The organism is Microbacterium sp. No. 7, from assembly GCF_001314225.1.
In the GTDB taxonomy this organism is placed as follows: domain Bacteria; phylum Actinomycetota; class Actinomycetes; order Actinomycetales; family Microbacteriaceae; genus Microbacterium.
In genome coordinates this window covers 4,131,195-4,154,592 of the sequence record NZ_CP012697.1, presented here as the reverse complement: position 1 = coordinate 4,154,592, position 23,398 = coordinate 4,131,195, and the positions used below count along the sequence as shown (strand labels likewise).

At 73.4% G+C, this 23,398-nt stretch carries 20 protein-coding genes; 13 read left to right on the top strand and 7 right to left on the bottom strand.

Annotated elements, in window-relative coordinates; translation table 11 throughout:
• Positions 1 to 18: 18 nt before the first annotated feature.
• Positions 19 to 1,470 (top strand): MDR family MFS transporter, encoded by a 1,452-nt coding sequence (locus AOA12_RS19135; RefSeq protein WP_054686367.1) that lies wholly within the window; start codon positions 19 to 21, stop codon positions 1,468 to 1,470.
• Between the two features lie 53 nt (positions 1,471 to 1,523).
• Here the strand turns inward: AOA12_RS19135 and AOA12_RS19130 are convergent, their stop codons facing one another.
• Complete coding sequence (locus AOA12_RS19130) at positions 1,524 to 2,096, bottom strand: TetR/AcrR family transcriptional regulator (RefSeq protein ID WP_054686366.1); 573 nt, start codon at positions 2,094 to 2,096, stop codon at positions 1,524 to 1,526.
• A 122-nt stretch (positions 2,097 to 2,218) separates the two neighbouring features.
• On the opposite strand from AOA12_RS19130, the gene AOA12_RS19125 reads away from it, so the two are divergent.
• From AOA12_RS19125 to AOA12_RS19115, 3 genes are all read left to right on the top strand, one after another.
• Positions 2,219 to 3,661 (top strand): MFS transporter, encoded by a 1,443-nt coding sequence (locus AOA12_RS19125; RefSeq protein WP_335337363.1) that lies wholly within the window; start codon positions 2,219 to 2,221, stop codon positions 3,659 to 3,661.
• Positions 3,662 to 3,820: 159 nt separating this feature from the next.
• Positions 3,821 to 5,449, top strand: a complete 1,629-nt coding sequence (locus AOA12_RS19120) for a flavin-containing monooxygenase (RefSeq protein ID WP_054686364.1) — start codon at positions 3,821 to 3,823, stop codon at positions 5,447 to 5,449.
• 2 nt (positions 5,450 to 5,451) lie between these two features.
• Complete coding sequence (locus AOA12_RS19115) at positions 5,452 to 6,312, top strand: SDR family oxidoreductase (RefSeq protein WP_054686363.1); 861 nt, start codon at positions 5,452 to 5,454, stop codon at positions 6,310 to 6,312.
• A 288-nt stretch (positions 6,313 to 6,600) separates the two neighbouring features.
• Here AOA12_RS19115 and AOA12_RS23275 read toward each other — a convergent pair whose 3' ends face one another.
• Positions 6,601 to 6,777, bottom strand: coding sequence for a hypothetical protein (locus tag AOA12_RS23275; RefSeq protein WP_156366587.1), 177 nt, complete (start codon positions 6,775 to 6,777; stop codon positions 6,601 to 6,603).
• A gap of 327 nt (positions 6,778 to 7,104) precedes the next feature.
• On the opposite strand from AOA12_RS23275, the gene AOA12_RS19110 reads away from it, so the two are divergent.
• The gene (locus tag AOA12_RS19110) at positions 7,105 to 8,508 is read left to right on the top strand and encodes a 3' terminal RNA ribose 2'-O-methyltransferase Hen1 (RefSeq protein ID WP_082406389.1); all 1,404 of its coding nucleotides are present in this window, start codon (positions 7,105 to 7,107) and stop codon (positions 8,506 to 8,508) included.
• Positions 8,505 to 11,207, top strand: a complete 2,703-nt coding sequence (locus AOA12_RS19105; protein WP_082406388.1) for a polynucleotide kinase-phosphatase — start codon at positions 8,505 to 8,507, stop codon at positions 11,205 to 11,207. The genes AOA12_RS19110 and AOA12_RS19105 overlap by 4 nt, the downstream gene beginning before the upstream one ends.
• 172 nt (positions 11,208 to 11,379) lie before the next feature.
• Here the strand turns inward: AOA12_RS19105 and AOA12_RS19100 are convergent, their stop codons facing one another.
• On the bottom strand, positions 11,380 to 11,922 hold the full coding sequence (locus AOA12_RS19100) for a YaeQ family protein (RefSeq protein ID WP_054686362.1): 543 nt from the start codon (positions 11,920 to 11,922) through the stop codon (positions 11,380 to 11,382).
• A 315-nt stretch (positions 11,923 to 12,237) separates the two neighbouring features.
• Between AOA12_RS19100 and AOA12_RS19095 the strand changes: the two genes are divergently transcribed.
• On the top strand, positions 12,238 to 12,843 hold the full coding sequence (locus tag AOA12_RS19095) for a GNAT family N-acetyltransferase (RefSeq protein ID WP_442922254.1): 606 nt from the start codon (positions 12,238 to 12,240) through the stop codon (positions 12,841 to 12,843).
• A gap of 290 nt (positions 12,844 to 13,133) precedes the next feature.
• Here AOA12_RS19095 and AOA12_RS19090 read toward each other — a convergent pair whose 3' ends face one another.
• Positions 13,134 to 14,309 (bottom strand): hypothetical protein, encoded by a 1,176-nt coding sequence (locus AOA12_RS19090; protein ID WP_054686360.1) that lies wholly within the window; start codon positions 14,307 to 14,309, stop codon positions 13,134 to 13,136.
• A 52-nt stretch (positions 14,310 to 14,361) separates the two neighbouring features.
• Positions 14,362 to 15,453 carry a DUF1989 domain-containing protein gene (locus AOA12_RS19085; RefSeq protein WP_054686359.1) on the bottom strand — a complete coding sequence of 364 codons (1,092 nt, stop codon included), beginning with the start codon at positions 15,451 to 15,453 and terminating at the stop codon, positions 14,362 to 14,364.
• A 140-nt stretch (positions 15,454 to 15,593) separates the two neighbouring features.
• On the opposite strand from AOA12_RS19085, the gene AOA12_RS19080 reads away from it, so the two are divergent.
• Positions 15,594 to 16,316, top strand: a complete 723-nt coding sequence (locus tag AOA12_RS19080) for a GntR family transcriptional regulator (RefSeq protein WP_054686358.1) — start codon at positions 15,594 to 15,596, stop codon at positions 16,314 to 16,316.
• A gap of 431 nt (positions 16,317 to 16,747) precedes the next feature.
• On the opposite strand, the gene AOA12_RS19075 is transcribed toward AOA12_RS19080, so the two are convergent.
• Positions 16,748 to 18,103 carry an aspartate aminotransferase family protein gene (locus tag AOA12_RS19075; RefSeq protein WP_054686357.1) on the bottom strand — a complete coding sequence of 452 codons (1,356 nt, stop codon included), beginning with the start codon at positions 18,101 to 18,103 and terminating at the stop codon, positions 16,748 to 16,750.
• Between the two features lie 143 nt (positions 18,104 to 18,246).
• Here AOA12_RS19075 and AOA12_RS19070 point away from each other — a divergent pair, with 143 nt between their 5' ends.
• The 4 genes from AOA12_RS19070 to rlmN all read left to right on the top strand — a co-directional run bounded on the left by AOA12_RS19070 (position 18,247) and on the right by rlmN (position 21,445).
• Positions 18,247 to 18,813, top strand: a complete 567-nt coding sequence (locus AOA12_RS19070) for a DoxX family membrane protein (protein WP_054686356.1) — start codon at positions 18,247 to 18,249, stop codon at positions 18,811 to 18,813.
• A gap of 204 nt (positions 18,814 to 19,017) precedes the next feature.
• The gene (locus AOA12_RS19065; RefSeq protein ID WP_054686355.1) at positions 19,018 to 19,707 is read left to right on the top strand and encodes an SDR family oxidoreductase; all 690 of its coding nucleotides are present in this window, start codon (positions 19,018 to 19,020) and stop codon (positions 19,705 to 19,707) included.
• Complete coding sequence (locus AOA12_RS19060; RefSeq protein ID WP_054686354.1) at positions 19,707 to 20,192, top strand: hypothetical protein; 486 nt, start codon at positions 19,707 to 19,709, stop codon at positions 20,190 to 20,192. The genes AOA12_RS19065 and AOA12_RS19060 overlap by 1 nt, the downstream gene beginning before the upstream one ends.
• Before the next feature lie 53 nt (positions 20,193 to 20,245).
• Positions 20,246 to 21,445: a 23S rRNA (adenine(2503)-C(2))-methyltransferase RlmN gene (gene rlmN / locus AOA12_RS19055; protein ID WP_054686353.1), complete on the top strand. Its 1,200-nt coding sequence runs from the start codon at positions 20,246 to 20,248 to the stop codon at positions 21,443 to 21,445.
• 124 nt (positions 21,446 to 21,569) lie between these two features.
• Here rlmN and AOA12_RS19050 read toward each other — a convergent pair whose 3' ends face one another.
• The gene (locus AOA12_RS19050; protein ID WP_054686352.1) at positions 21,570 to 21,878 is read right to left on the bottom strand and encodes a hypothetical protein; all 309 of its coding nucleotides are present in this window, start codon (positions 21,876 to 21,878) and stop codon (positions 21,570 to 21,572) included.
• A gap of 19 nt (positions 21,879 to 21,897) precedes the next feature.
• Between AOA12_RS19050 and yczR the strand changes: the two genes are divergently transcribed.
• On the top strand, positions 21,898 to 23,358 hold the full coding sequence (yczR, locus tag AOA12_RS19045; RefSeq protein WP_054686351.1) for an aminotransferase-like domain-containing protein: 1,461 nt from the start codon (positions 21,898 to 21,900) through the stop codon (positions 23,356 to 23,358).
• The last annotated feature ends 40 nt before the right edge of the window (positions 23,359 to 23,398 follow it).

The window sequence follows — 23,398 nt, the reverse complement described above, 5'->3', positions numbered from 1 at the left end:
GCAGCGAGCAGAACGGGCATGGAGAGCGGCGCGCCGGACAGCGCGTCGCCGGCGGTGCGCGACGTCGTCGTGCTGTTCTGCTCGCTCGCGGCGGTGATGCTCCTCGCGTCGCTCAACCAGACGGTCTTCGCGCCGGCGCTGCCCTCGATCGTCGCCGATCTCGACGGCCTCGACGCGATGCCGTGGGTGATCGCCGCCTTCCTGCTCGGCTCGGTCGTGACGATGCCGCTGTACGGCAAGGTGAGCGACGTCTTCGGCCGGCGCCCGCTGCTGCTCGTCGCCATCGGCCTGTTCACCGCCGGGTCCGCGGTCGGCGCGCTGGCGCCGGGCATGGCGTGGCTGATCGCGGGGCGGGCCCTGCAGGGGCTCGGCGCGGGCGGCCTCGTCATCCTCTCCCAGGCCGCGATCGCCGACGTGGTGCCGGCCCGCGAGCGCGGCCGCTACCAGGGCATCATGAGCTCGGTGTTCGCGGTGGCCTCCATCGCGGGCCCGCTCGTCGGCGGCTGGCTCGTCGAGGGCCCCGGGTGGCGCTGGACGTTCTGGATGAACGTGCCGCTCGGAGTGCTCGCGGCCGCCGCCGTCGTGCTCCTGCTGCGCCTGCCGCGGCCCGCCCGGCCGCCGGACGCGCGGGTGGACGTCGCGGGCACGCTGCTGCTCGCCGTCGCGACGACGGCCGTCGCGCTGTTCACGGTGTGGGGCGGCAGCGCCTACGCGTGGGGCTCGCCGCAGATCCTCGCGCTCATCGCGACGGCCGTCGCGGCGGCCGCGGCCCTGGTGCTCGTCGAGCGCCGCGTGCGCGACCCGCTGCTGCCGCCGTGGCTGTTCCGCGAGCGGAACTTCGTGCTGCCGACGTTCGCGGCGCTGTGCCTCGGCGTGGCGATGTTCGGCGTCGTCGGCTATCTGCCGACGTTCCTGCAGCTGTCGCTCGGCTACGGCGCCGCCGAGGCGGGCGCCCTGATGATCCCGATGGCGGCGTGCATGCTCGTCGGCTCGATCGTGTCGGGTCAGATCGTCGCGCGCACCGGCGCGTACCGGTGGTTCCCGATCTGCGGCGGCCTGCTGGTGGCGCTCGGCCTGCTGCTGCTGTCGACGCTGCGGCCGGGCGTCCCGGCCGCGCTCATCTGCGTCTACGAGGGGCTGATCGGCGTCGGGATCGGGTTCAGCCTGGGGCTGCTCGTGCTCATCGTGCAGAACGCCTTCCCGCACGCCGTCGTGGGCACGGCGACCGGCGCGACGAGCCTGTTCCGACAGATCGGGGGGATGCTGGGGATCGCGGTCGTGGGAAGCGTCTTCACGACGCGGGTCGCGATGCTGCTCGCCGAGCGCGGGGAGCGCGACGCGGTCGCCGACGTCTACGGCGACGCGCTCGCGCCGGTGTACGCCGTTCTCGCGCTGCTGGGCGTGGCGGCGAGCGTGGCGTCGTGGTTCGTGCGCCGCGCGCCGCTGGCCGAGACGGTCGGCGGGCGGTGAGCCGGCGTGCCGCCGGGGAGCGCGGCGCCGCGGCCCGGCATCCCGCCCCGGCGTCAGCGCGCGGCCGCGAGCCGGGCGAAGGCGGCGTCGACGTGCGTGCGCGGGGAGATCTCGGGGTTGCCCGCCCACTCGCTCCAGGCGACGTCGTAGGCGGCCATGCCGGCCGCGGCGTACACGTGCGCGCCGAACGGGTCGTGGATGCGCTCGTCGAGGGCGTCCGCCAGCCGCGCGACCATGCCCATGCGCGAGCTCGACAGGCGCACGCGCAGGTTCGGCTCGGAGTGGATGACGGCGATGCGCGCCAGCTGCCGCTGCGGCTCGGCCTCCGCCGCGACGATGGCCGGCTCGAACGCGCAGCGCACGAGGTGCCAGGGGGAGCGCACGTCGGCGGGAAGCTCGCGCAGGGCCGCGGCGTAGTCGGGGCGGCTCGACTCGATCGCGAGCACGACCGCGTCCTCCTTGCTGCCGAGGTGGCGGAAGAACGAGGCGCGGGAGATGCCGACGGCGCGCGCGGCCTCGTCGACGGTCACGGCGTGGAACCCGCGTTCCGCGAAGACCGTGAAGACGGCCTCCGCGAGCTGGATGCGCGACGTCTCGCGGGCCTGTTCGCGGAAGTCGGTGAGCATGTCTCCATCCTAGGACTTGCTGAGACTGCATCTCAAGTGTGAGACTGAGTCTCAAGCGGTGCGCGTGCGCCCGCCCTTCCCGATCTCAACCCTGTTCTTCCCGGTCTCCACAGGAGGTGGACGTGTCTGGTGTGCGGCGTCGTGGGGGAGCGCGTCCGGCGCGTCCCGGTCTGCTCATCGGCGTACTCGCGACGGCGGGGATGTGCGCCTCGTTCATGACGATGATGCTCATCCCCATCCAGGGCGAGCTGCCCGAACTGCTCGGCGCGGCGCGCGAGGACACGGCCTGGGTCATCACGGTGACGCTGCTCGTCTCCGCCATCACCAACCCGATCGCGGGAAAGCTCGGCGACATGTACGGCAAGCGCCGCATCGCGCTGGTGCTGCTCCTGCTGCTCGTGGCGGGCTCGGTCGTCTCGGCGCTCGCCACGAGCGTGTGGCCCCTCGTCGTGGGGCGCGCCCTGCAGGGGAGCGGGATGGGCGTCATCCCGCTCGGCATCTCGATCCTGCGCGACACGCTGCACAAGGACCGGCTCGGCTCGGCGATCGCGCTCGTCAGCGCGACGCTCGGCGTCGGCGGGGCGCTCGGGCTGCCGATCAGCGCCTACGTCGCCGAGCACTTCGACTGGCGCGTGCTGTTCTGGTTCGCGGCCGGGCTCGGCGTCGTGTGCTTCGCGCTCTACGTCTGGATCGTGCCGCCGAGCACGCTGCGCACGGCGGGCCGGTTCGACTTCGTGGGCGCCGTCGGCCTGTCGCTCGGGCTCGTCGGCGTGCTGCTGGCGGTCTCGCGGGGCAGCGACTGGGGCTGGCTCTCGCCGACGACGCTGATCTGCTTCGGCGGCGGCGTCGTGGTGCTGCTCGCATGGGGCTGGTACGAGCTGCGGCGCGACAACCCGCTCGTCGACCTGCGGGTCAGCGCCCGCGGCCCCGTGCTGATGACGAACCTCGCGTCGATCGCGATGGGCTTCGCGCTCTTCTCGTCGAACATCGTGTTCCCCCAGCTGCTCGAGCTGCCGACCGAGCACGGCGGCATGGGGCTGAGCCTGCTCGCCGCGAGCCTCGTGCTCATGCCCGCCGGCCTCGGGATGCTCGTCATGGCTCCCGTGGTCGGCCGCGTCGAGCGCCGCGTGGGGCCCAAGCCGCTCCTCGTCGCGGGGGCCGTCGTGATCGCGCTGACGTACGGCGCGGCGACGCTGCTCGACCTCGGCGTGTGGTCGGTGCTGATCGTCAACACCTCCATCGGCATCGGCATCGGGCTCGGCTACGCGGCGATGCCCGCGCTCGTCATGCGCGCGGTGCCGTCGACCGAGACGGCCGCGAGCAACGGCCTGAACACCCTGATGCGCGGCCTCGGCACGAGCTTCGCGGCGGCCGTCGTCGCCGCCGTGCTCGCCGGGTCGGCGACCGACGTCGGCGGACGCTCGGTGCCGAGCATGGAGGGCTTCCACGTCGCGCTCGTGCTGGGGCTCGTCGCCGCCGTGCTCTGCGCGGTGCTCGCGCTGTTCATCCCGCGGCCCCGCGACGTCGAGGGCGAGCACCCGTCGCTGCCGGAGGGCTCGATCTGAGGTGTGTGGGCCGCGGATTCGATATCTGCGCTCAGAAATCTCGATGGGCGTGGCTTCTCGCGGAGGATTCGGTGAGAAGGGGTGTTGCCTTATTTGAGCGAGAGTGCTTAGATAACCTCACGATCGTGTTCCGATCACATCAATGAGGAGTGAGCCACCATGCCCGAACAGTCAGACGACCTCGACGTGCTCGTGATCGGTGCCGGCGTGAGCGGCATCTACGCGCTCGCGCGCGCCCTGCGCGCGGGCTTCGCCGCGCAGGCGTGGGAGGCCGGCGACGGCGTGGGCGGCGTCTGGTACTGGAACCGCTATCCCGCCGCCCGGTTCGACTCGGAGAGCTACGCGTACGGCTACATCCACTCGAAGGAGCTCTTCGACGAGTGGGAGTGGACCGAGGAGTTCGCGACGCAGCCCGAGATCGAGAGGTACCTCAACTTCGCCGCCGACCGCCTCGGCGTGCGCGAGCACATCCGCACGGGGCGCAAGGTCGTGTCGGCCGTGTACGACGAGGACGCCAACCAGTGGGACGTGCGGGCCGAGAACGGCGACACCGTGCGCGCCCGGTTCGTCATCGCGGCGACCGGCGGCCTGTCGGTCCCGCACTACCCCGAGATCGAGGGCCTCGACGACTTCCGCGGCGAGGCGCACCACACGGGCGCCTGGCCGTCCACCCCGCTCGACTTCACGGGGAAGCGCGTCGCCATCATCGGCAACGGCCCGAGCGGCGCCCAGATCCTGCCGGCGATCGTCGACGTCGTCGCCGCCGTCGACCTGTACCAGCGGACCCCCACCTGGACGACGCCGCTCAACAACAAGCCGCTCACCGAGGAGCGCCGCCGGTGGCTGAGTGACAACTTCGACGCCGTCGCCGAGACGCTGGGCACCTCGCCGTCGGGCTTCCTGCACGACAACCCCGGCAAGCGCTGGGCCGACGACGCGCCCAGCGAGCGGCAGGAGTTCTTCGAGCGGATCTGGCACGCGCCCGGCTTCGGCAAGCTCACGATGAACTACATCGACCTGACGACCGATCGCGAGGCGAACCTCGACTTCTGCGCGTTCGTCGCGAACAAGATCCGCAGCATCGTCAAGGACCCCGACACGGCCGAGCGCCTCATCCCGAAGGACCACCTCTTCGGGGCCAAGCGGCCGCCCTTCGTCGCCGACTACTACGAGTCGTTCAACAAGCCCGCGGCGAGCCTGATCTCCCTCAAGGAGACGCCGATCGTGCGCGTGGACGCCACCGGCATCCAGACGACGGAACGGCACCGCGACTACGACATCATCGTCTACGCGACCGGCTTCGACTTCGGCACCGGCGCCCTGACGCGCATGGGCGTGCGGGGCCGGGAGGGGCTCGACCTCAGCACCGACTGGGAGGACGGACCCTCCGACTTCGGCGGGTTCAGCGCCCACCGGCTGCCGAACTTCTTCTTCCCGGGCGGCCCGCACGGGGCCGGCGGCGGCAACTACCCGCGCTACTCCCAGCGCCAGGTCGACTGGATCGTCGACACCCTGATCCACGCGCGCGACCACGGCTACGACGTCGTCGAGCCGACCCGTGAGCAGGAGGACGCCTGGATGACGATGGTCGAGCTGCTCGCGCCGCGCTCCATCTTCTCGGTCGAGCACAGCCACTACTACGGCGCGAACGTGCAGGGCAAGCCGCGCAAGTTCCTGCTCAACCCCGGCGGCCGGGCGATGCTCGAGGAGATGCTCGCCGAGATGGCGTCCACGGAGGACTACGGCGGCGCCCTGGCGACCGCCGCGACCCGCGTGCAGGCGGCCTGAGCATGGGCGTGGAGGTCGTGGCGCCGGTGCTGGTCGTGATCGGCGTCGGAGGGATGGGCGAGACGATCGCGCGGCGGCTGGCGCCGGGTCATCGGACGGTGCTGGCGGACTTCAACGAAGAGCTGCTGGAGCGGGTCACGGCGGGGATGACCGTCGACGGCTTCGACGTGGAGCCGGTGCGCGTGGACGTGTCCTCGTACGCGTCGGTGCAGGAGGTCGCGGCGCTCGCCGACGGCCTGGGCCCGGTGACGCGGGTCGTGCACACCGCGGGGCTCTCGCCGACGCAGGCGCCGGCCGAGGCCGTGCTGCGGGTGGACCTGGGCGGGGTCGCGTACATGCTCGACGCGTTCGCGCAGGTCGTCGCGCCGGGCGGGGCGGGCGTGGTGATCTCCAGCTCGTCGGGGTATCTGTTCCCGCCGTTCACCGGCGCGCAGGCGCAGCAGATCCGGGAGGCGACGGTGGACACGGTCCTGGACATCCCCTTCCTGACCGCGGAGGCCGTCCCCGATGCCGGCGCGGCGTATGCGATGGCCAAGCAGGCCAACCGGATCCAGGTGCAGCACGCGAGCGGGGCCTGGGGTGCGCGGGGCGCGCGGATCAACAGCGTGAGCCCGGGGATCATCTCCACCGCGATGGGCCGGCAGGAGATGGCCAGCCCCTCGGGGGAGCTGATGCGGGCGATGGTGGAGCGCTCGGGGCTGGGCCGCATCGGCACGCCGAGCGACATCGCCGACGCGGTCACGTTCCTGATGAGCCCGCAGGCCGGGTACGTCACCGGCATCGACCTGCTCGTCGACGGCGGGAGCGTCGCCGCCGTCGCCTCCGGCCGCATCCCCTTCCGCCCGAGCGCCGAGGGGCACTGACCCGGGGCGTTGCCGACGCGCGCTGCGCGATCGTGGGCGGCGGCGCGCGCTGCGCGATCGTGGGCGCTCATGCGCGCCGGCTCGATCGTGGGCGCTCCTGCGCGGCGCGCGCGGGTGCGAGAGGTGGGCGCTCGTCGCCGCCACCGCGCCGCCGAAGCGACCACAAGCGCCCACCAACCGGCCCGCCGCCGAACTGGTGGGCGCTTGTCGTCGGATGGATGCCGCGGATGCGGCGCCAAGCGCCCACGATCGCGCCGGCGCGCGCAGGGCGCCCGGCGGCGTCGGGGGTCAGGAGAGCCAGGAGACGAGGGCGCCGACGGTGATGGCGCCGACCGCGAGGAGCAGCAGGGCCTTCCAGGTCGTCGGCATGACGTTCTGCCCGTCCGGGCTCCAGAACGCGGGGAGCCTGCGCGCGGGCCTCTCCTCGTCGCCGTGCTCGCCGCCCGGCTCCTCGTCCTCGGTCACAGCCCCAGCCTAGATCGCCCCCTCCCCGGCATCCCGCCCCCGCGCACACGCTCCTTCCGCGCCCCGGGCTTCTGTCCATCCCGAGATGGTGGGTTTCTCGCCGACATGGTGCCCACCGTCTCGGCGAGAAACCCACCATCTCGCGAAGATTCTCACCGTCTCGTTGGGAAACCCGCCATCTCGCGGAGGTTCTCACCGTCTCGTTGGGAAACCCGCCGTCTCGCGGAAACACCCACCGTCTCGGCGAGAAGCCCACCGTCTCGGCGGGAGGTGAGGGCCGGGGCACGCCACGTAGAGTGGGACGGATGCCGTGGCGGGAGGTGACGGATGCTGCTCACTCTGACGTACGAGCCCGGCCTGACGGACGAGCCCGGCGGGACCCCTGAGCCCGGCGCGACCTCCCCGCCCGGAGTCGATGCGACGGTGCTGGGGTTTCTCGTGCACAAGCATCCGGCGCGGGTGCAGACGTTCTCGGCGCCGGTCGGCGACATCCACGTGTTCTACCCCGAGGCGACGCCGGAGCGCACCACGGTCGCGGTGCTGCTGGAGGTCGACCCCGTCGGGCTCGTGCGCAACAAGCGGTTCCGCGGCGACGCGGGAGCCCTCGAGCACTACGTCAACGACCGGCCGTATGCCGCATCGAGCATGTTCGCCGTCGCGATCGGCGCGGTGTTCCGCACGGCGATGACGGGCCGCAGCGACAGCCATCCCGAGCTGGCGGCGTCGCCGCTGCCGCTGCGCATCGAGATCCCCGCGGTCTCGACGCGCGGGCCCGACCCCGACCTCGTGCGCCGCCTGTTCGAGCCGTGCGGCTGGCAGGTCGACGAGCGGCGCATCCCGCTCGATCCCGAGCACCCCGAGTGGGGCGACTCGCAGTACAGCTCGGTCACGCTGACGGGTCGCGTGCGGCTCGCGCACGCGCTGCGCCAGCTCTACGTGCTGCTGCCCGTGCTCGACGACGCCAAGCACTACTGGGTCGGCGACGACGAGATCGCCAAGCTCGAGCGCTCGGGCGAGGGCTGGCTCGCCGGGCATCCGGAGCGCGATCTCATCACGCGCCGCTACCTCGTGCACCAGCGGTCGCTGATCGGTCGGCCCGAGGACGAGCCTGCGCGCGAGACGCCCCTGCGCGTGCTGCGCGCCGACGCGGTCGTGGCGGCGCTGAAGGATGCCGGTGCCCGCCGCGTCGTCGACATGGGCTGCGGCCAGGGCGCCCTGCTCTCGCGCCTCGCGAAGGACCGGTCGTTCACCCGGATCGTCGGCGTCGACGTCTCCGTCCGCTCCCTGGAGCAGGCGGCCCGCGTGCTGCGGCTCGACGAGGCGTCCGACGCCGAGCGCGAGCGCATCGCACTGCTGCACGGCTCCGTCGTCTACCGCGACGAGCGCCTCGCCGGCCACGACGCGATGGTGCTCATGGAGGTGATCGAGCACGTCGACCCGTCGCGCCTGGCCGCGCTCGAAGACGCCGTGTTCGCCGGTGTGCACCCGGCATCGGTCGTCGTCACGACGCCCAACGCGGAGTACAACGCGCTCTACCCGCGCCTCGCGAACGGCGCCCTCCGGCACGACGACCACCGCTTCGAGTGGACGCGCGCGCAGTTCCGGGCGTGGGCCGAGGGCGTGGGCGCCCGCCGGGGCTACACGGTCGAGCTCCGCCCGGTCGGTCCCGAGGACGCGACGCTCGGGCCCGCGACGCAGCTCGCCCTGTTCCGTCGGGAGGCCGCCGCATGACCGTGCTCGACGTCCCCGCCCTCTCGCTCGTCGTGCTCGTCGGCACGTCGGGCTCCGGCAAGTCGACCTTCGCGCGAGAGCACTTCGGGCCGTACGAGACGCTGTCGAGCGACGTGTTCCGCGGGCTCGTCGGCGGCGACGAGTCCGATCAGTCGGTGACGGCGGCGGCGTTCGACGCCCTGCTCTACGTCGCCGGCAAGCGACTGGATGCCGGGCTCCTCACCGTCGTCGACGCGACGAGCGTGCAGCCCGCCGCTCGCCGGGCGCTCGTCGACCTCGCGAAGGCGCACGACGTGCTGCCCGTCGCGATCGTCTTCGACCTGCCCGAGGCGCTGTCCATCGCCCGCAACGCGGAGCGCACCGACCGCACCATCCCCGCGAGCGTCGTGAAGCGGCAGGGCGACCAGCTGCGCCGCGGCCTGCGGCACCTCGGCCGGGAGGGCTTCCGCAGGGTGCACGTGCTGCGCACGCCCGACGACGTGGCGTCCGCGACGATCGAGCGCACGAGGCTGCTGAACGATCGCCGCGACGAGCGCGGGCCGTTCGACGTCGTCGGCGACGTGCACGGATGCCGCAGCGAGCTCGAGACGCTGCTGGAACGCCTCGGCTACACGCTCGCCCGCGACGCGCACGGGCGCCCGGTCGACGCCGCGCACCCCGAGGGGCGGCGCGTCGTCTTCGTCGGCGACCTCGTCGACCGCGGGCCCGACGTCGTGGGCGTGCTGCGGCTCGCGATGGGGATGGTCGCCGCGGGCCACGCCCTGGCCGTGCCGGGGAACCACGAGGCCAAGCTGGTGCGCGCGCTGCGCGGCGGCCGGGGCGGCGGCACGGGCGGCAAGGTCACGATCTCGCACGGGCTCGGCGAGACCCTCGCGCAGCTCGCGGGCGAGTCCGAGGAGTTCCGCGAGGAGGTCGCCGCGTTCTGCTACGACCTCGTCTCGCACCTCGTGCTCGACGACGGCCGGCTCGTCGTCGCGCACGCGGGGCTCAAGGAGCAGTACCACGGGCGGGCGTCGGGCCGCGTGCGCGCCTTCGCGCTGTACGGCGAGACGACGGGCGAGACCGACGAGTTCGGGCTGCCCGTGCGCTACCCGTGGGCGCAGGACTACCGCGGCGAGGCCGTCGTGCTCTACGGGCACACGCCCGTGCCGACGGTCGAGTGGGTCAACAACACCGCGTGCCTCGACACCGGCTGCGTGTTCGGCGGGGCGCTGTCGGCCATGCGCTACCCCGAGCGCGAGGTCGTGTCGGTGCCCGCCGAGCGGGTCTGGTACGAGCCGATCAGGCCGCTGGCGGTGGCGGAGGGAGCGCCGCAGCGCGAGCCGGGCGTGCTGAACCTCTCCGACGTGCAGGGCCGGCTGCTCGTCGAGACCGGCATCCACGGCCGGATCGGCGTGCGCGAGGAGCAGTCGGCGGGCGGCCTGGAGACGATGAGCCGCTGGGCGACCGATCCCCGCTGGCTCGTCTACCTGCCGCCGACGATGTCGCCGCCGAACGCGTCGGCGCGGGACGGATACCTCGAGCATCCCGACGAGGCGTTCCGCTCCTTCCGCGAGCAGGGCGTGACCGACGTGATCTGCGAGGAGAAGCACATGGGCTCGCGCGCCGTCGTGCTCGTCTCGCGGAACCCGGGGCGGTTCGGCGCGCCGGAGGGGTGGCGCGGCGTCGTGCACACCCGCACGGGACGGCCGTTCTTCGCGCCCGACGTCGAGGCCGCGTTCCTCGAGCGGATGGATGCCGCGCTCGAGGGCTCCGGCATCTGGGCCGAGCTGGACGCCGACTGGGCCGTGCTCGACGGCGAGATCCTGCCCTGGTCGCTCAAGGCCGGCGACCTCGTGCGCGACCTCTACGCGTCGGTCGCCGCGGCGGGCATCGCGGCGACGACGGCCGCGCGGGATGCGCTCGCGCGCGCCGCGGCATCCGGCATCGACGTGTCGGCGCTGCGGGACCGCACCGACGCGCGGGCCGACAACGTGACGCGGTTCCGCGACGCGTATCGCCGCTACGTCGGACCCGAGGGCGAGGTGCGGTTCGCGCCGTTCCAGGTGCTCGCGGCGGGCGACGCGACGTTCGAGGAGCGCGACCACGGCTGGCACCTCGCACTCGCCGACCGGCTCGTCGCGGCCGCGCCCGACCTGATCGCGCCCACCGCGCGGCTGCGGGTGTCACTGGCGGGCGCCGCGGCCGGGGTGCCCGGCGATGCGGCGGGCGCGGCGGTGGTTGAGGGTGCGGGGACGCGTGCGTCGGGTGCGTCGGGTGCGTCGGTGGTTGAGGGCGCGGCGGTGGGCGCGTCGTCGACCGAGGATGCGGCGGTGGGCGCGTCGTCGACCGAGTGCGTCGGCGAGGCCGCGGCCGTGGAGTGGTGGGAGCGGCTGACCGCGCGCGGCGGCGAGGGCATGGTCGTGAAGCCGTTCGCGGGCCTCGTGCGCACCGAGAAGGGGCTCGCGCAGCCGGGCATCAAGGTGCGCGGGCGCGAGTACCTGCGCATCGTCTACGGGCCCGACTACACGGATGCCGCGAACCTCGTGCGCCTGCGCGACCGCGACACGGGCCGCAAGCGCGCGCTCGCCGCCCGCGAGTACGCCCTGGGCCTGGAGGCGCTGCGCCGGTTCGTCGCGCGCGAGCCCCTGTGGCGCGTGCACGAGGCGGTCTTCGGCGTGCTCGCCCTGGAGTCCGACGCGATCGACCCGCGGCTGTAGTCGGGGCCGCGCCTCATCCGGCCGGAGGCGTCAGGAGCGGCCGGTTGGGTGGCATCCTCGGCCGGATGAGCCGGTGGTGGGGTGAGTGGGGTGATTCATCCGGCCGGACGTGTCGGCATCCGCCGGTCGAGCGGCATCCCGGGACGGATGGATCGCGTCGCGCGAGCCCGCCTCAGCCCGCGCGGTGCTCGTGGATGGCGGATGCCAGGGTCGTGCCGCCCAGCTCCAGGTAGAGCTGACCCTCGGTGACCGAGACCGACAGCGTGTTGCGGCGCGCGAGCGCGGCGGCGACGGCATCCACGAAGCCCGGGTCGAACGAGCGCACGACGATGTCGGCCGCGCGGTGGATCGGCTTGCCCTCCCACGAGGCGATGAGCTTCGCGGGGTCGCGATGCGTGTAGACGGCCGTGCGGTCGGCGAGCTTGCTGCCGAAGTGCAGGCGCTGCGCGTCGGGGGCGCCGACCTCGATCCACGCCGTGACGCGGCCCGTGAGGTCGCGCACGAGCACGGCGGGCTCCTCGGTCGAGGCGATGCCGCCGGCGCCGAACGCGATGCCCTCCTCGTGCTCGAGGCAGTACGCGAGCACGCGGGTCACCATGAAGGCATCCGTCTCGGAGGGATGCCGGGCCGCGCGCAGCGAGAAGTCCTCGTACACGCCGCGATCCACGTCGGCCAGCTGCACATCGAACGTGTGGATCGTCGCGCCTATCGCCATGACTCGCGAGCCTACCGCGCCGGTGCTGCCCTCAGCCTCAGCCCCAGCCCGAGCCCCAGCCCCAGCCCCAGCCCCCTCGCCCTCTCAGCCCCTCAGTCCCTCATTTTCAACCGCGGCAAAGTGCGGGTGCGAGCCAGCGCTACCCGCACTTCGCCGCGGTCGAGCGCCGGCGTCTCCCGACACCCTTGATCCAACCGCGGCAAAGTGTGGATGCCGTGGGCGCGCACCCGCACTTCGCCGCGGTCGGATCACGCCACGGGGTGCCCGCGGGTCGGATCATGCCACGGGGCGTCCGCGCGGGGCTATCGTGGGCGGGTGGGATTCCTGGATGTGCCCGTGCTGCAGAACGACCCTGCGCTCCAGACCACCCCCGTGCGGCTGGAGCCGCTGAGCCGTGGTCATCACGACGACCTGGTCGCGGCCGTGAGCGACGGCGAGCTGTGGCGCGCGTGGTTCACGCACGTGCCGTCGCCCGACGCGATGGCCGCGGCGATCGAGGCGAAGCTCGCGCAGCACCGCGCGGGCACGACCGCGCCGTGGGCGATCGTCGACCCGCGCACCGACCGTGCCGTCGGCATGACGACGTACCTCAACATCGACGCGGCGCACCGGCGCCTCGAGATCGGCTCGACCTGGATCGCCCGTTCGGCGCAGGGCACTGGCATCAACCCCGCCGCGAAGCTGCTCCTGCTGCGGCGCGCGTTCGACGACCTCGGCTGCATCGCGGTCGAGTTCCGCACGCACTGGCACAACCGGCAGTCGCGCGCGGCGATCGCGAAGCTCGGCGCCAAGCAGGACGGCGTGCTGCGCAACCACCGCATCCTCGACAACGGCACGGTGCGCGACACCGTCGTCTTCTCGATCATCGACCGCGAGTGGCCGACCGTGCGGCTCGCGCTCACCGAGCGCCTGCGCGCGTAGTGCGGTGGATGCCGCGGTGCGCGGCATCCGGCGTCGGGCTGCACTGCGGCATCCGCCCGGTCGTGGCATCCGCCCGGTCGTGGCATCCGCCCGGTCGTCGCATCCCGCCCGTCGAGTCGTGGGCGCTTGTCGCCGCCTCGTCCGAGAGGATGCGGCAACAAGCGCCCACTGCTTCCCGAGGGCCGCGGATGCCGGGCAGTGGTGGCCGCCTCGCCCGAGAGGATGCGGCAACGAGCGCCCACTGCTTCTCGGCTCCGCCTGCCGCCTCTCGCCGCGCAGCCCCGCGCCCCCTACGGCAGCGCGATGGCCGGGTCGAGGAACTCGTTCGTCGCGAGGTCGTCGGCGCCGAGTCCGTCGGCGACGGTCACCCCGGCATCCGTCATGAGCGGGGTCACGATCGACAGCACCTCGTCGATGCGGCCGGGGTCGAAGGATCCGAACACGCCGTCGGGTCCGTTCGCGGCGAGGCCGAGGGCGCGCTGCTGCGTCGCGGAGCTGTCGGCGAGCTCGCGCGGGTAGACCCAGCCGTTGTCGTACGCGTCGACGGCCGCGACGATGAGGGCGTTCGTCGCCGCGGGGTCGGCGAAGTAGTCGACCGTCGACTGCTGGACGACGGGGATCAGGGCGCTCAGGCAGTCGGCCTGCGCGGTGACGTCGTCGCTGCGCACCGACAGCGCGACGGCGTAGATCGGGTAGCCGGTGTCGGCGACGAGCTGGTAGCCGACGGGCTTCATCCAGGGCTCGATCGCGTGCTCGTAGACCCACGGCTCGACGGTCGCGAAGCCCTGCTGCGCGTCGGCGCCCTGCGCGGCGACGAAGTTCGCGGGCGTGCCGTCGTACGAGCTGTCGAGCTGGTCGGCGCGCAGGATCCCCGAGCCCACCAGGTAGTCCATGTACGTCGTGCCGCCGAAGTAGCGCACGGTCGCGTCGGTCGCCGCGAGGTCGGCGATCGTCTGCACCTCGGGGTAGGTCCCGGGGTCCCACATGATGATCCACGGCGCCTTCTCGAAGGATGCCAGCACCGCCGTCGTCGGAACCTCGGCGGAGCCCGCGATCGCCTCGTCGGTGTTCACCCAGCCGAGCAGGATGTCGGGATCGAGGTGCATCTGGGCCGGCACGCTGCCGAAGCCGATCGCCGGCCCGCCGGCGCGGATCTCGACGTCGACGCCGGTCCATTCGCCCCGGGCGTAGAGCGGACCGTGCACCGTCTTGGCGGAGGCGTCGATCGTCGCGTCGTCGCCGAGCAGGTGGAACAGGCCGCCCTGCTCGGCCTGCGGGTTCCAGTCGGTCTGGATGACGACGGTGTCGGGGCACACGCCCGACAGGTCGACGGAGCCGATCGTGAGCTCGGGCGGAGCGCCGGTCGCCGCGGGCGTCCCGCCGGCGGGGGAGCAGGCGGCGAGAGCGGATGCCGTGAGGGCGAGCGCGCTCGCCGCGGCGGCGGCGCGGAGGGGTCGTGCGGACATGGGGATCTCCTGTCGGTGTGGGATCGCGGTCGAGGGGGAGGCGCGGGCGGCGTCAGGCGTGGCTGCCGACCCACCAGCTGAGGACGAGGTCGCGCAGGGCCGCGTCGTCGTCGGCGCCGTAGAGGTCGGTGCGCGCGAGCCGCGCGAAGAGGGCCGTGTCGTGCGGGTCGAGGTCGATCTCGAGGCGGTGCAGGCCGACGGGCGTGCGCGGGAACCGCGGCACGTAGCCGGGGTCGCGCGAGAGCGTGCGCTCGGTGCGGATGCGGGGCTGCAGGAAGTCGCGCGGCGTGCGCTGGGTCGCATACTCGCGCAGCGGCGGAACCCGTTCGAGGTCGCTCGCGGCCGCGTCGAAGAGGAGCAGGTCGAGGGGGCGCAGCGCGTAGTTGCTGGTGCTGAAGATGTCGTTGCCGCACACGTTCGGCACGACGAGCAGGTCCATCAGGGCGAGCAGCTCGACGTGGTCGTCGGGCGACGTCTGCTGCCGCACGACCTCGCACGTGCCGTCGGGGTTCACGCGCGTGCCCATGAACAGGTTGAACGAGTCGTGCACGTCGTCGGGCGTGAGCCCGTACTCGCGCTGCGCCTCGGCCTGGATGTCGGCGCAGTTGGTGTGCTCGGCGAAGCCGAACATCGACTCGTACATGTTCGCGCTGCAGCGCGGGAAGAGCGTGTCGTTGAGCCGCGCGGTGTCGGTGAGGACGAGCATCATGGCGCGCTCGCGCGGCGGCGCCGACCACAGCAGGTCGCCCTGGGAGGGATGGATGCCGTGCAGCGTGCGCGTGCGGCCGACGTGCAGCACCTCGCGGTAGTCGTCGAGGCTGAAGGCGTTGAGGTCGGCGCACTGGTTGCCCTCGACCTGGGCGATGCGCAGGATCTGGCCCGCACGCACCTCGACGGCCTTGCCGGTGCCGGGCTCGAGCCGGTGCCGCCAGCGTTCGACGCGGCGGTCGCCTGCGTCGAACGCGACCCGCCGCCGCCAGTCGCGTGCGCGGCCGCGCTCGACGGGCAGCGGACGCCGGACGACGCCGGCGGTGCTCTCGGCGAGCGCGAGCCGGACGAGCGCGGCGACGTCGGCCGCCTCTCCCGCGGCGACCGAGGCGTCGAGCAGCTCTCGCTGCTGGTCGGTCAGGGTGAGCGTGGGCATACGGACGTCCTCTCGTTGGTATACGAAAGAAAGCTATTCGGTATACAGAACGCGGAGATTGCTCGGCGGTAACGCGTGTGTTTCGAGGCGCGGAAGCGGCCTTTCCGCGGCGAAGGGAGGTTTCGGTATACGGTGACTGCGTGGCATCCGATACCGACTCCGTCCCGGATCGTCCTGCCGAGCGCGCCGAGCGCGCGCACCGCGCGCTGCGCGCGGCCATCATCGAGGGCGCGCTCGAGCCCGACACGCGCCTCGGCGAGGAGGCGCTGGCGACGCACTTCGGCGTGAGCCGCACGCTCATCCGCACGGTGCTCGCGCGACTGGTCGACGACGGCCTCGTCGACACCGGCAAGGGCAAGTCGGCGCGCGTCGCGCATCCCACGCTCGACGAGGCGCGCGAGGCGTTCGCCGTGCGGGCGGCGCTGGAGCTCGGCGCGATCCGCGCGCTCGCGGCCGCGTGGACGCCGGACGCCGACGACGCGCTGCGCGCGCACGTGCGCGCCGAGCGTCAGGCGCTCGAGGCGCGCAACGCCAAGGCCTCGGCGCGGCTGGGCGGCGAGTTCCACATCGCGCTCGCCCGCGCCACCGGCAACGCGCTGCTGCTGCGCTACGTCACGGCGGTCGTCTCACGCACGGCGCTCATCCTCACCGTCTACGGCCGCGACATCGACCAGGCCGCATCGATCGACGAGCACGAGCAGCTGATCGGGCTGCTCGCCGAGGGCCGCGTCGACGACGCCCTCGCCCTCGCCGAGCGGCACCTCCTCACCGTCGAGGACGACACGCTCCGCCGCTCCTCGCGGCGCACGAACCGCGACCTCGCCAGCATCCTCACCGACTTCGCCGACCTCCCGGACCTGTAGCGGATCGGGCCGTCTGCCCCGGCCGCCGGACCGACCCGCGGTCCGCCGGCGGCGCACCGCGGCATCCGCCCGTCGGTGGCATCCGATCCGCCCGTCGGTGGCATCCGATCCGCCCGTCGGTGGCACCCGCCCGTCGAATCGTGGGCGCTTGCGGTCGTCTCGGCGGGGCGGATGCCGCAACAACCGCCCACTGTCTCGCGGGGTGTCGGGTTGGTGGGCGCTTGTCGCCGCATCCGGCGCGCGGAACCGGCAACGACTGCCCGCGATCTTGCGGGCCGCGGTCGTGGGCGCTTGCGGTCGTCTCGGCGGGGCGGATGCGGCAACAGCTGCCCGCTGTCTCGCGGCGCGCGGGGATCGTGGGCGCTTGTCGCCGCATCCGCCGGTCGGAGGCGACCACAAGCGCCCACGATCGCTCCCGCACGTGACCCCCGCTACATCGCCGCGTCGGCGACGGCGAGGGCGCGGTCGATGATGTCGAGGCCGCGGCGGAGGTCGTCCTCGGAGATGACGAGCGGCGGGGCGACGTGCACGCGGTTGAAGTGCGTGAACGGCCACAGCCCCTCGCGCTTGCAGGCGGCCGCGAGGTCGAGCATGGGCTGCGCGGCGGGTCCCGACGCGTTGAACGGGACGAGCGGCTCGCGGGTCTCGGCATCCCTGACCAGCTCGATCGCCCAGAACAGGCCGCGTCCGCGCACCTCGCCGACCGACGGATGCGCCGCCGCGATCTCGCGCAGCCGTGGCTCGACGACGCGCGCGCCGAGGTCGCGCACGCGCTCCAGGATGCCGTCGCGACGGAACACCTCGAACGTCGCGACGCCCGGGGCGCACGCGAGCGGGTGCCCCGAGTAGGTGAGCCCGCCGGGGAACGGCGTCTCGTCGAAGTGCGCGGCGATGCGATCGCTGATGACCACCCCGCCGAGGGGCACGTACCCCGAGTTGACGCCCTTCGCGAAGGTGATGAGGTCGGGCACGACGTCGAACGCCTGGAACGCGAACCACTCGCCGATGCGTCCGAAGCCGACCATCACCTCGTCGGCGATGTAGACGATGTCGTACTTGTCGCACAGCGCGCGCACGCCGGGCAGGTAGCCGGGCGGCGGCACGAGCACGCCGTTCGTGCCGACGACGGACTCGAGGATGATCGCGCCGATCGTCGACGCGCCCTCCAGGACGATCGTCTGCTCGAGGTGCTCGAGCGCGCGGGCGGTCTCCTCCTCGGGGGATGTCGCGTGGAACGCCGACCGGTACGCGTAGGGGCCGAAGAAGTGCGCGACCGAGCCGTCGGCGGGCTCGTTCGCCCAGCGCCGGGGCTCGCCCGTGAGCGCGATCGCGGTGGACGTGTTGCCGTGGTAGCTGCGGTAGGCCGACAGCACCTTGCGCTTTCCCGTGACGACGCGGGCCATGCGCACGGCGTTCTCCACGGCATCCGCGCCGCCGTTCGTGAAGAACACCTTCGAGAAGCCGTCGGGCGCGACCTCGGTGACGAGCCGCGCGAGCTCGCCGCGCACGTCGTTCGCGAACGCGGGCTGGATCGTCGCGAGGCGTGCGGCCTGCCGCTGGATCGCCGCGACGAGGTCGGGATGCTGGTGTCCGAGGTTGAGGTTGACGAGCTGCGACGAGAAGTCGAGGTAGCTGTTGCCCGCGTAGTCCCAGAAGGTCGCCCCCTCGCCGCCCGCGACGGGCAGCGGGTCGATCTTCGCCTGCGCGCTCCACGAGTGGAACACGTGGCCGCGGTCGTCGGCGCGCACGCGCGCCTCGGCGGCCGGATCGGGCGTGGGAGCGGGCATGGCGTACCTCCGTCGGTGCAGCGTGTGGCATCCCGAGTGTACGTCGGCGGCTCATCAGCGGCGCTGAAGCATTCGTTGTTGGTCTCGGTCCATTCGTTCGCATATCCTTCTGAAGGCAAGGCTTACCTAATGAAAGGCAGATCATGACTGGACACGTACAGACCGCTGTCTCGGATGCGGCGGTCGACGAGCCGCGAGCCGCGTCGCCGGCCGCGATCACCCCCGCGACCGGCGTCGTCGTGGGACTTCTGCGGATCCTTCTGGGGTGGACGCTGTTCTGGGCCGGGATCGACAAGGTCTTCGGCCTCGGGTTCTCGACGGCGGCCGACGGCGCCGTGACGGGCGGCGCGTCGGCGACGAAGGGATTCCTCACCTACGGCCTCGACACGAGCGCGTGGATCGCCCCGGTGCTGCAGCCCCTGGCGGGCAACATCGTGATCGACGCGCTCTACCTGCTCGTCACGGTCGGCGCGGGGCTGTGCCTCATGCTCGGCGTCGCGGTGCGGCCCGCGGCGGCCGGCGGCGCGCTCTTCTTCGTGCTGCTGTGGCTCGCGGCGTTCCCGCTCGAGTACAACCCCGTCTCCGACCAGCACCTGTTCTGGGCGCTGTCCTGCGTGCTCATGATCGTGATCGATGCGGGCGCGCACCTCGGCCTGGGCAAGGTCTGGGCCCGCACGCCGCTCGTCGAGCGCGTGCCCGCGCTGCGGTAGGCGGCGCACCGGGCATCCTGCGCCCGCGGCTTGTGGGCACTCGTCGCCGTCTCGGGACCCGGGAGGCGGCCGCGAGTGTCCACTGCTTCTCACCGTGCGCGGGTCGTGGGCAGAAGTGGCCGCCTCGCATGTGCCGAGGCGGCCACGACCGCCCACGACTTCTCGCCGGGCCTGCCCTCGCGCGTGCGGTGGGAGGATGGGCTCATGGCTCTCACGCACGTCATCACCGGGGCGGGGTCGGGCATCGGCGCCGCCGTCGCCCGCCGGCTGCACGATCGCGGCGACCGGCTCGTGCTCGTGGCGCGCAGCGCCGAGCGGGCCGCCGACCTCGCGCGCGACCACCCCGGCAGCGTCACGGTCGTCGCCGACCTGGCCGATCCGGCATCCCTCGACGGCGCGCTGGCAGACGTGCCCGAGCGCGTCGACACCGTCATCCACAGCGCCGGGCTCGCCCGGCTCGGCCCCGTCGCCGACCTCGCGCTCGACGACTGGACGAGCCAGCTTGCGATCAACCTCGTCGCGCCCGCCGAGCTCACCCGGCTGCTGCTGCCGCGGGTGCGCGCCGCGCGCGGGCAGATCGTGTTCGTCAACTCCGGCGCCGGCAACTTCGCGCATCCGCACTGGTCGGCCTACGCGGCGACCAAGCACGGCCTGCGGGCGCTCGCCGACGCGTTGCGCGCCGAGGAGTCCGCCCACGGCGTGCGCGTGACGAGCATCTACCCGGGCCGCACGGCGACGCCCATGCAGGCGGCCGTGCACGCGCAGGAGGGCGCCGCCTACGACCCCTCGCGGTTCATCGACCCCGCGTCGGTCGCGACCGCGATCGTCACCGCGATCGACCTTCCCCGGGATGCCGCGATGACCGACGTCTCGGTCAAGCCGGGGCCCCGCTGATGCGGGCGTCCGATCTCGTCGCACAGGCACGCGAGCGGCTGCGCGGCACCCCGCGCGTGGCGCTCGGCGACTGGGCGTCGGCGCGGCGGCTGCTCGGCTTCGGCCGTGCGCCGCGCATCGTGCCGGTCGGCGAGGCGTGGGCGGTCGGCGTGCTGCTGGTCGCCGACGAGCAGCTCTTCGCCGAGGGCGAGGTCGTGCGGGCGCGCGAGGACGCGATCCGCGGATACACCGCCGAGTCGCAGCGCGCCCGCGCCGACCGCGCCGCCGCGGCCTTCCGCGGCGGGTTCCCCGAGGGCGCGTTCGTGCACATCGGCTGGCAGGAGATCGACCTCGACGTCGTCGACGCCGGCGGCCCCTCGGGCCCGCTCTCGGTCGTGGGCGGCGTGCCGCACGTGCGCTGGAGCGCGGCGGGCGGCACGCGTCCCCTCGCCGACTACCTCGACGAGCAGATCGCCCTGCGCAGCGGCGGCGCGCCGGGCGCGTAGCCGCCGCCCGCGGCCAGGGATCGCGCAGGGTCGGCCCGGTACCCTTGAACACCATGACCGAGTCCACGCCCGTGCGCACGACGAGACAGGTGCGCCCCCGTGCAGAGGGGTGGACCCAGCAGAAGGATGCCGAGGGCCGTCCGCTGCTGCAGTTCGCGAGCCCCAAGCGCGGCAAGCCGCCCGTGCACCTCGCCGACCTCACGCCCGAGCAGCGCGTCGAGAAGGTGAAGGAGCTGGGCCTGCCCGGCTTCCGCGCCACGCAGCTGGAGAAGCACTATCTGCAGCACTACACGAGCGACCCCGCGCGGATGACCGACCTGCCGGCATCCGGTCGCGAGGAGCTGGTCGCGGGGATGCTGCCGTCGCTGCTCACGGAGGTGCGCCGCCTCGAGACCGACCGCGGCGACACGATCAAGTTCCTCTGGAAGCTGCACGACGGCGCGCTCGTCGAGTCGGTGCTCATGCGCTACACGGGCCGCATCACGCTGTGCGTGTCGAGCCAGGCCGGATGCGGCATGAACTGCCCGTTCTGCGCGACCGGCCAGGCGGGGCTCACCCGCAACATGTCGGCCGCCGAGATCGTCGAGCAGGTCGTGCGCGCCAACGCCGTCATCGCGGCCGGCGGCCTCGGCGACCCCCGTCGCGTGGGGCACGAGGACGAGCGCGTCTCGAACATCGTCTTCATGGGCATGGGCGAGCCGCTCGCCAACTACGCCCGCGTCATGCAGGCGGTGCGGGTCATGACCGACAAGGCGCACGGCATGGGCATGAGCGCGCGCGGCATCACGGTGTCGACCGTCGGCCTCGTGCCGGCGATCCGCAAGCTCGCCGACGAGGAGATCCCGGTGACGTTCGCGCTCTCGCTGCACGCGCCCGACGACCTGCTGCGCGACGAGCTGATCCCCGTGAACTCGCGCTGGAAGGTGGACGAGGCGCTCGACGCCGCCCGCGCCTACTTCGACAAGACGGGCCGCCGCGTGTCGATCGAGTACGCGCTCATCAAGGACATGAACGACCACGCGTGGCGCGCCGACCTGCTCGCCGAGAAGCTCAACGCGCGCGGACGCGGCTGGGTGCACGTCAACCCGATCCCGCTCAACCCGACGCCCGGCTCGATCTGGACCGCGTCGGAGCGCGACGTGCAGAACGAGTTCGTCCGGCGGCTGTCGGACGCCGGCATCCCCACCACGCTGCGCGACACCCGCGGCAAGGAGATCGACGGCGCCTGCGGCCAGCTGGCCGCGGCCGAGTAGCCCTGGCGGCGGTGGTTGCGCAGCCGCCGCAGGCGGCGTATCGAAACCGAAGCAGCGGACCGTTACAAGGGTTTCGATACGCGCGCTTCGCGCGCTACTCAACCAGCGGGCTGGTCGCGGGGTCTCACACCAGCTCGTGGACGCCGGCGCGGATGCCGAGCACCTCCGCGAGCCGCATCTGCCCGAGGGCGGGGTCCGCGGCGAGGCGCGCGACGAGGGCGCGCAGCAGCATGACCGGGGCGGGATCGCCGGATGCCGCCGTGCCCGACCCTGCCGGCGAGAGCGCCCGGTCGAGCGCGGCGAGCACGGGGCGGCATCCCTCGTCGTGGCACCGTGCGTCGTCGACGGCGAACCATTCCACGATCTCGGTGATGGTCCACTGGTCGTCGAATGGTCCAAGATACGGCTGTTCGGTGTGCTGAGTGTGGTCCATTGCTCCAGAATGAGTGTCCATGAGCAGGGATGACAGGGCCACTTCGCGGCTGGTGGATCACCGAACGGCCACGGTCGCCGCCGAGCGCCTCGGCGAGCGGCTCGGGGCCTGGGCGCGCGGCGACGGCGCGCTCGCCGGCCGGCTCGCGGAGGCGATCGCCCGGCTCGTCGCGACGGGGGAGCTGCGCGCGGGCGACCGGCTGCCCAGCGAGCGCGCGCTCGCGACGGTGGTCGCGGTCTCGCGCGGCACGGTCGTCGCCGCCTACTCGCTGCTCGCGGAGCGCGAGCTCGTCGAGCGCCGGCAGGGCAGCGGCACGCGCGTGGCCGGCGTGCCCGCGCCCGTCGTCGACGGCCGGCGGCGCGCGCAGGGCGAGCGCCTGTTCACGGCCGCGCCCAGCGCGATCGACCTGCTGCGCGCCGTGCCGCGCATCCCCGACGGGGCGGTGCGGATCGTGCGCGGGCACGTGCCGCAGGTCGATCCCGTCGCGCTCGCCGAGACCGATCCCGCGGGCCTGTCGATGCTGCGCGAGCGGATCGCGGCGCTCATGACCGCCGAGGGCACGCCGACGACCCGCGAGCAGGTGCTCGTGACCCACGGCGGCCAGCAGGCGCTCTCCCTGCTCGTCGACGAGCTCGTCTCGCCCGGCGACGTCGTGCTCACCGAGGCCGTCACCTGGCCCGGCATCGCCGACCCCGTGCGGCGCCGCGGCGCGCGCGTGCAGGGCATCGGCATGAACGGCGACGGCATCGACGTCGACGAGCTCGAGGCCGCGATGGCGACGCTGCGCCCCGCGCTCGTCGCGCTCAACCCGCACAACCACAACCCCACGGGCGGCAGCGCGAGCGCCCCCGTGCGGCTGCGCGTCGCCGAGCTCGCGGCGCAGTACGGCATCCCCGTGGTCGAGGACCGCGTGCTCGCGCACGCCTCGTTCGACGGGCCCGCGCCGCCGAGCCTCGCCGGCCTGCGGCCCGACGCGCCGATCCTCGTCGTCGAGTCGGTGTCGAAGTGGTCATGGTCGGGGCTGCGGGTCGGCTGGCTGCGCGCCGACCCCGTGCTCGTGCGCCGCCTGCGCACGCTGCGGCAGTCGGTCGACCAGACCACGAGCATCCCGGCGCAGCTGCTCGCCCTCGACCTGATCGAGCGCGCGCCCGCGCTGCGGCGCGAGGTCGTCGACACGCATCGCGCCGCGTGCCGCACGGCGACGGCCGCGATCGGAGAGCACCTGCCGGGCTGGTCGTTCGTGCCGCCGCGCGGCGGCTTCTCGGTCTGGGCGCGGATGCCGGCCGGCTCCGCCGACGCGTTCATCCGCACGGCCGCGCGGCACGGCGTCGCGGTCGCGGGCGGGCGCGAGTTCATGGCGTCGGAGGCCGCCGACGACCACGTCCGCGTGCCCTACACGGCGCCCGAGGAGACGCTGCGCGAGGGCATCGCGCGCCTCGGCGCGGCCTGGCGCGACTACGCCGCACACCTCGTGCGCTGACGCGCGGCCGCGCGGGTTGACGCGGCGGGAGACTACGCCC

Bases quoted from the DNA above. Each gene is read 5' to 3' on its own strand.
- AOA12_RS19135 (WP_054686367.1), top strand. From the start codon at position 19: ATGGAGAGCGGCGCGCCGGACAGCGCGTCGCCGGCGGTGCGCGACGTC.
- AOA12_RS19130 (WP_054686366.1), bottom strand. From the start codon at position 2,096: ATGCTCACCGACTTCCGCGAACAGGCCCGCGAGACGTCGCGCATCCAG.
- AOA12_RS19120 (WP_054686364.1), top strand. From the start codon at position 3,821: ATGCCCGAACAGTCAGACGACCTCGACGTGCTCGTGATCGGTGCCGGC.
- AOA12_RS19115 (WP_054686363.1), top strand. From the start codon at position 5,452: ATGGGCGTGGAGGTCGTGGCGCCGGTGCTGGTCGTGATCGGCGTCGGA.
- AOA12_RS19110 (WP_082406389.1), top strand. From the start codon at position 7,105: ATGCTGCTCACTCTGACGTACGAGCCCGGCCTGACGGACGAGCCCGGC.
- AOA12_RS19105 (WP_082406388.1), top strand. From the start codon at position 8,505: ATGACCGTGCTCGACGTCCCCGCCCTCTCGCTCGTCGTGCTCGTCGGC.
- AOA12_RS19100 (WP_054686362.1), bottom strand. From the start codon at position 11,922: ATGGCGATAGGCGCGACGATCCACACGTTCGATGTGCAGCTGGCCGAC.
- AOA12_RS19090 (WP_054686360.1), bottom strand. From the start codon at position 14,309: ATGTCCGCACGACCCCTCCGCGCCGCCGCCGCGGCGAGCGCGCTCGCC.
- AOA12_RS19085 (WP_054686359.1), bottom strand. From the start codon at position 15,453: ATGCCCACGCTCACCCTGACCGACCAGCAGCGAGAGCTGCTCGACGCC.
- AOA12_RS19075 (WP_054686357.1), bottom strand. From the start codon at position 18,103: ATGCCCGCTCCCACGCCCGATCCGGCCGCCGAGGCGCGCGTGCGCGCC.
- AOA12_RS19070 (WP_054686356.1), top strand. From the start codon at position 18,247: ATGACTGGACACGTACAGACCGCTGTCTCGGATGCGGCGGTCGACGAG.
- AOA12_RS19065 (WP_054686355.1), top strand. From the start codon at position 19,018: ATGGCTCTCACGCACGTCATCACCGGGGCGGGGTCGGGCATCGGCGCC.
- AOA12_RS19060 (WP_054686354.1), top strand. From the start codon at position 19,707: ATGCGGGCGTCCGATCTCGTCGCACAGGCACGCGAGCGGCTGCGCGGC.
- rlmN (WP_054686353.1), top strand. From the start codon at position 20,246: ATGACCGAGTCCACGCCCGTGCGCACGACGAGACAGGTGCGCCCCCGT.
- AOA12_RS19050 (WP_054686352.1), bottom strand. From the start codon at position 21,878: ATGGACCACACTCAGCACACCGAACAGCCGTATCTTGGACCATTCGAC.
- yczR (WP_054686351.1), top strand. From the start codon at position 21,898: ATGAGCAGGGATGACAGGGCCACTTCGCGGCTGGTGGATCACCGAACG.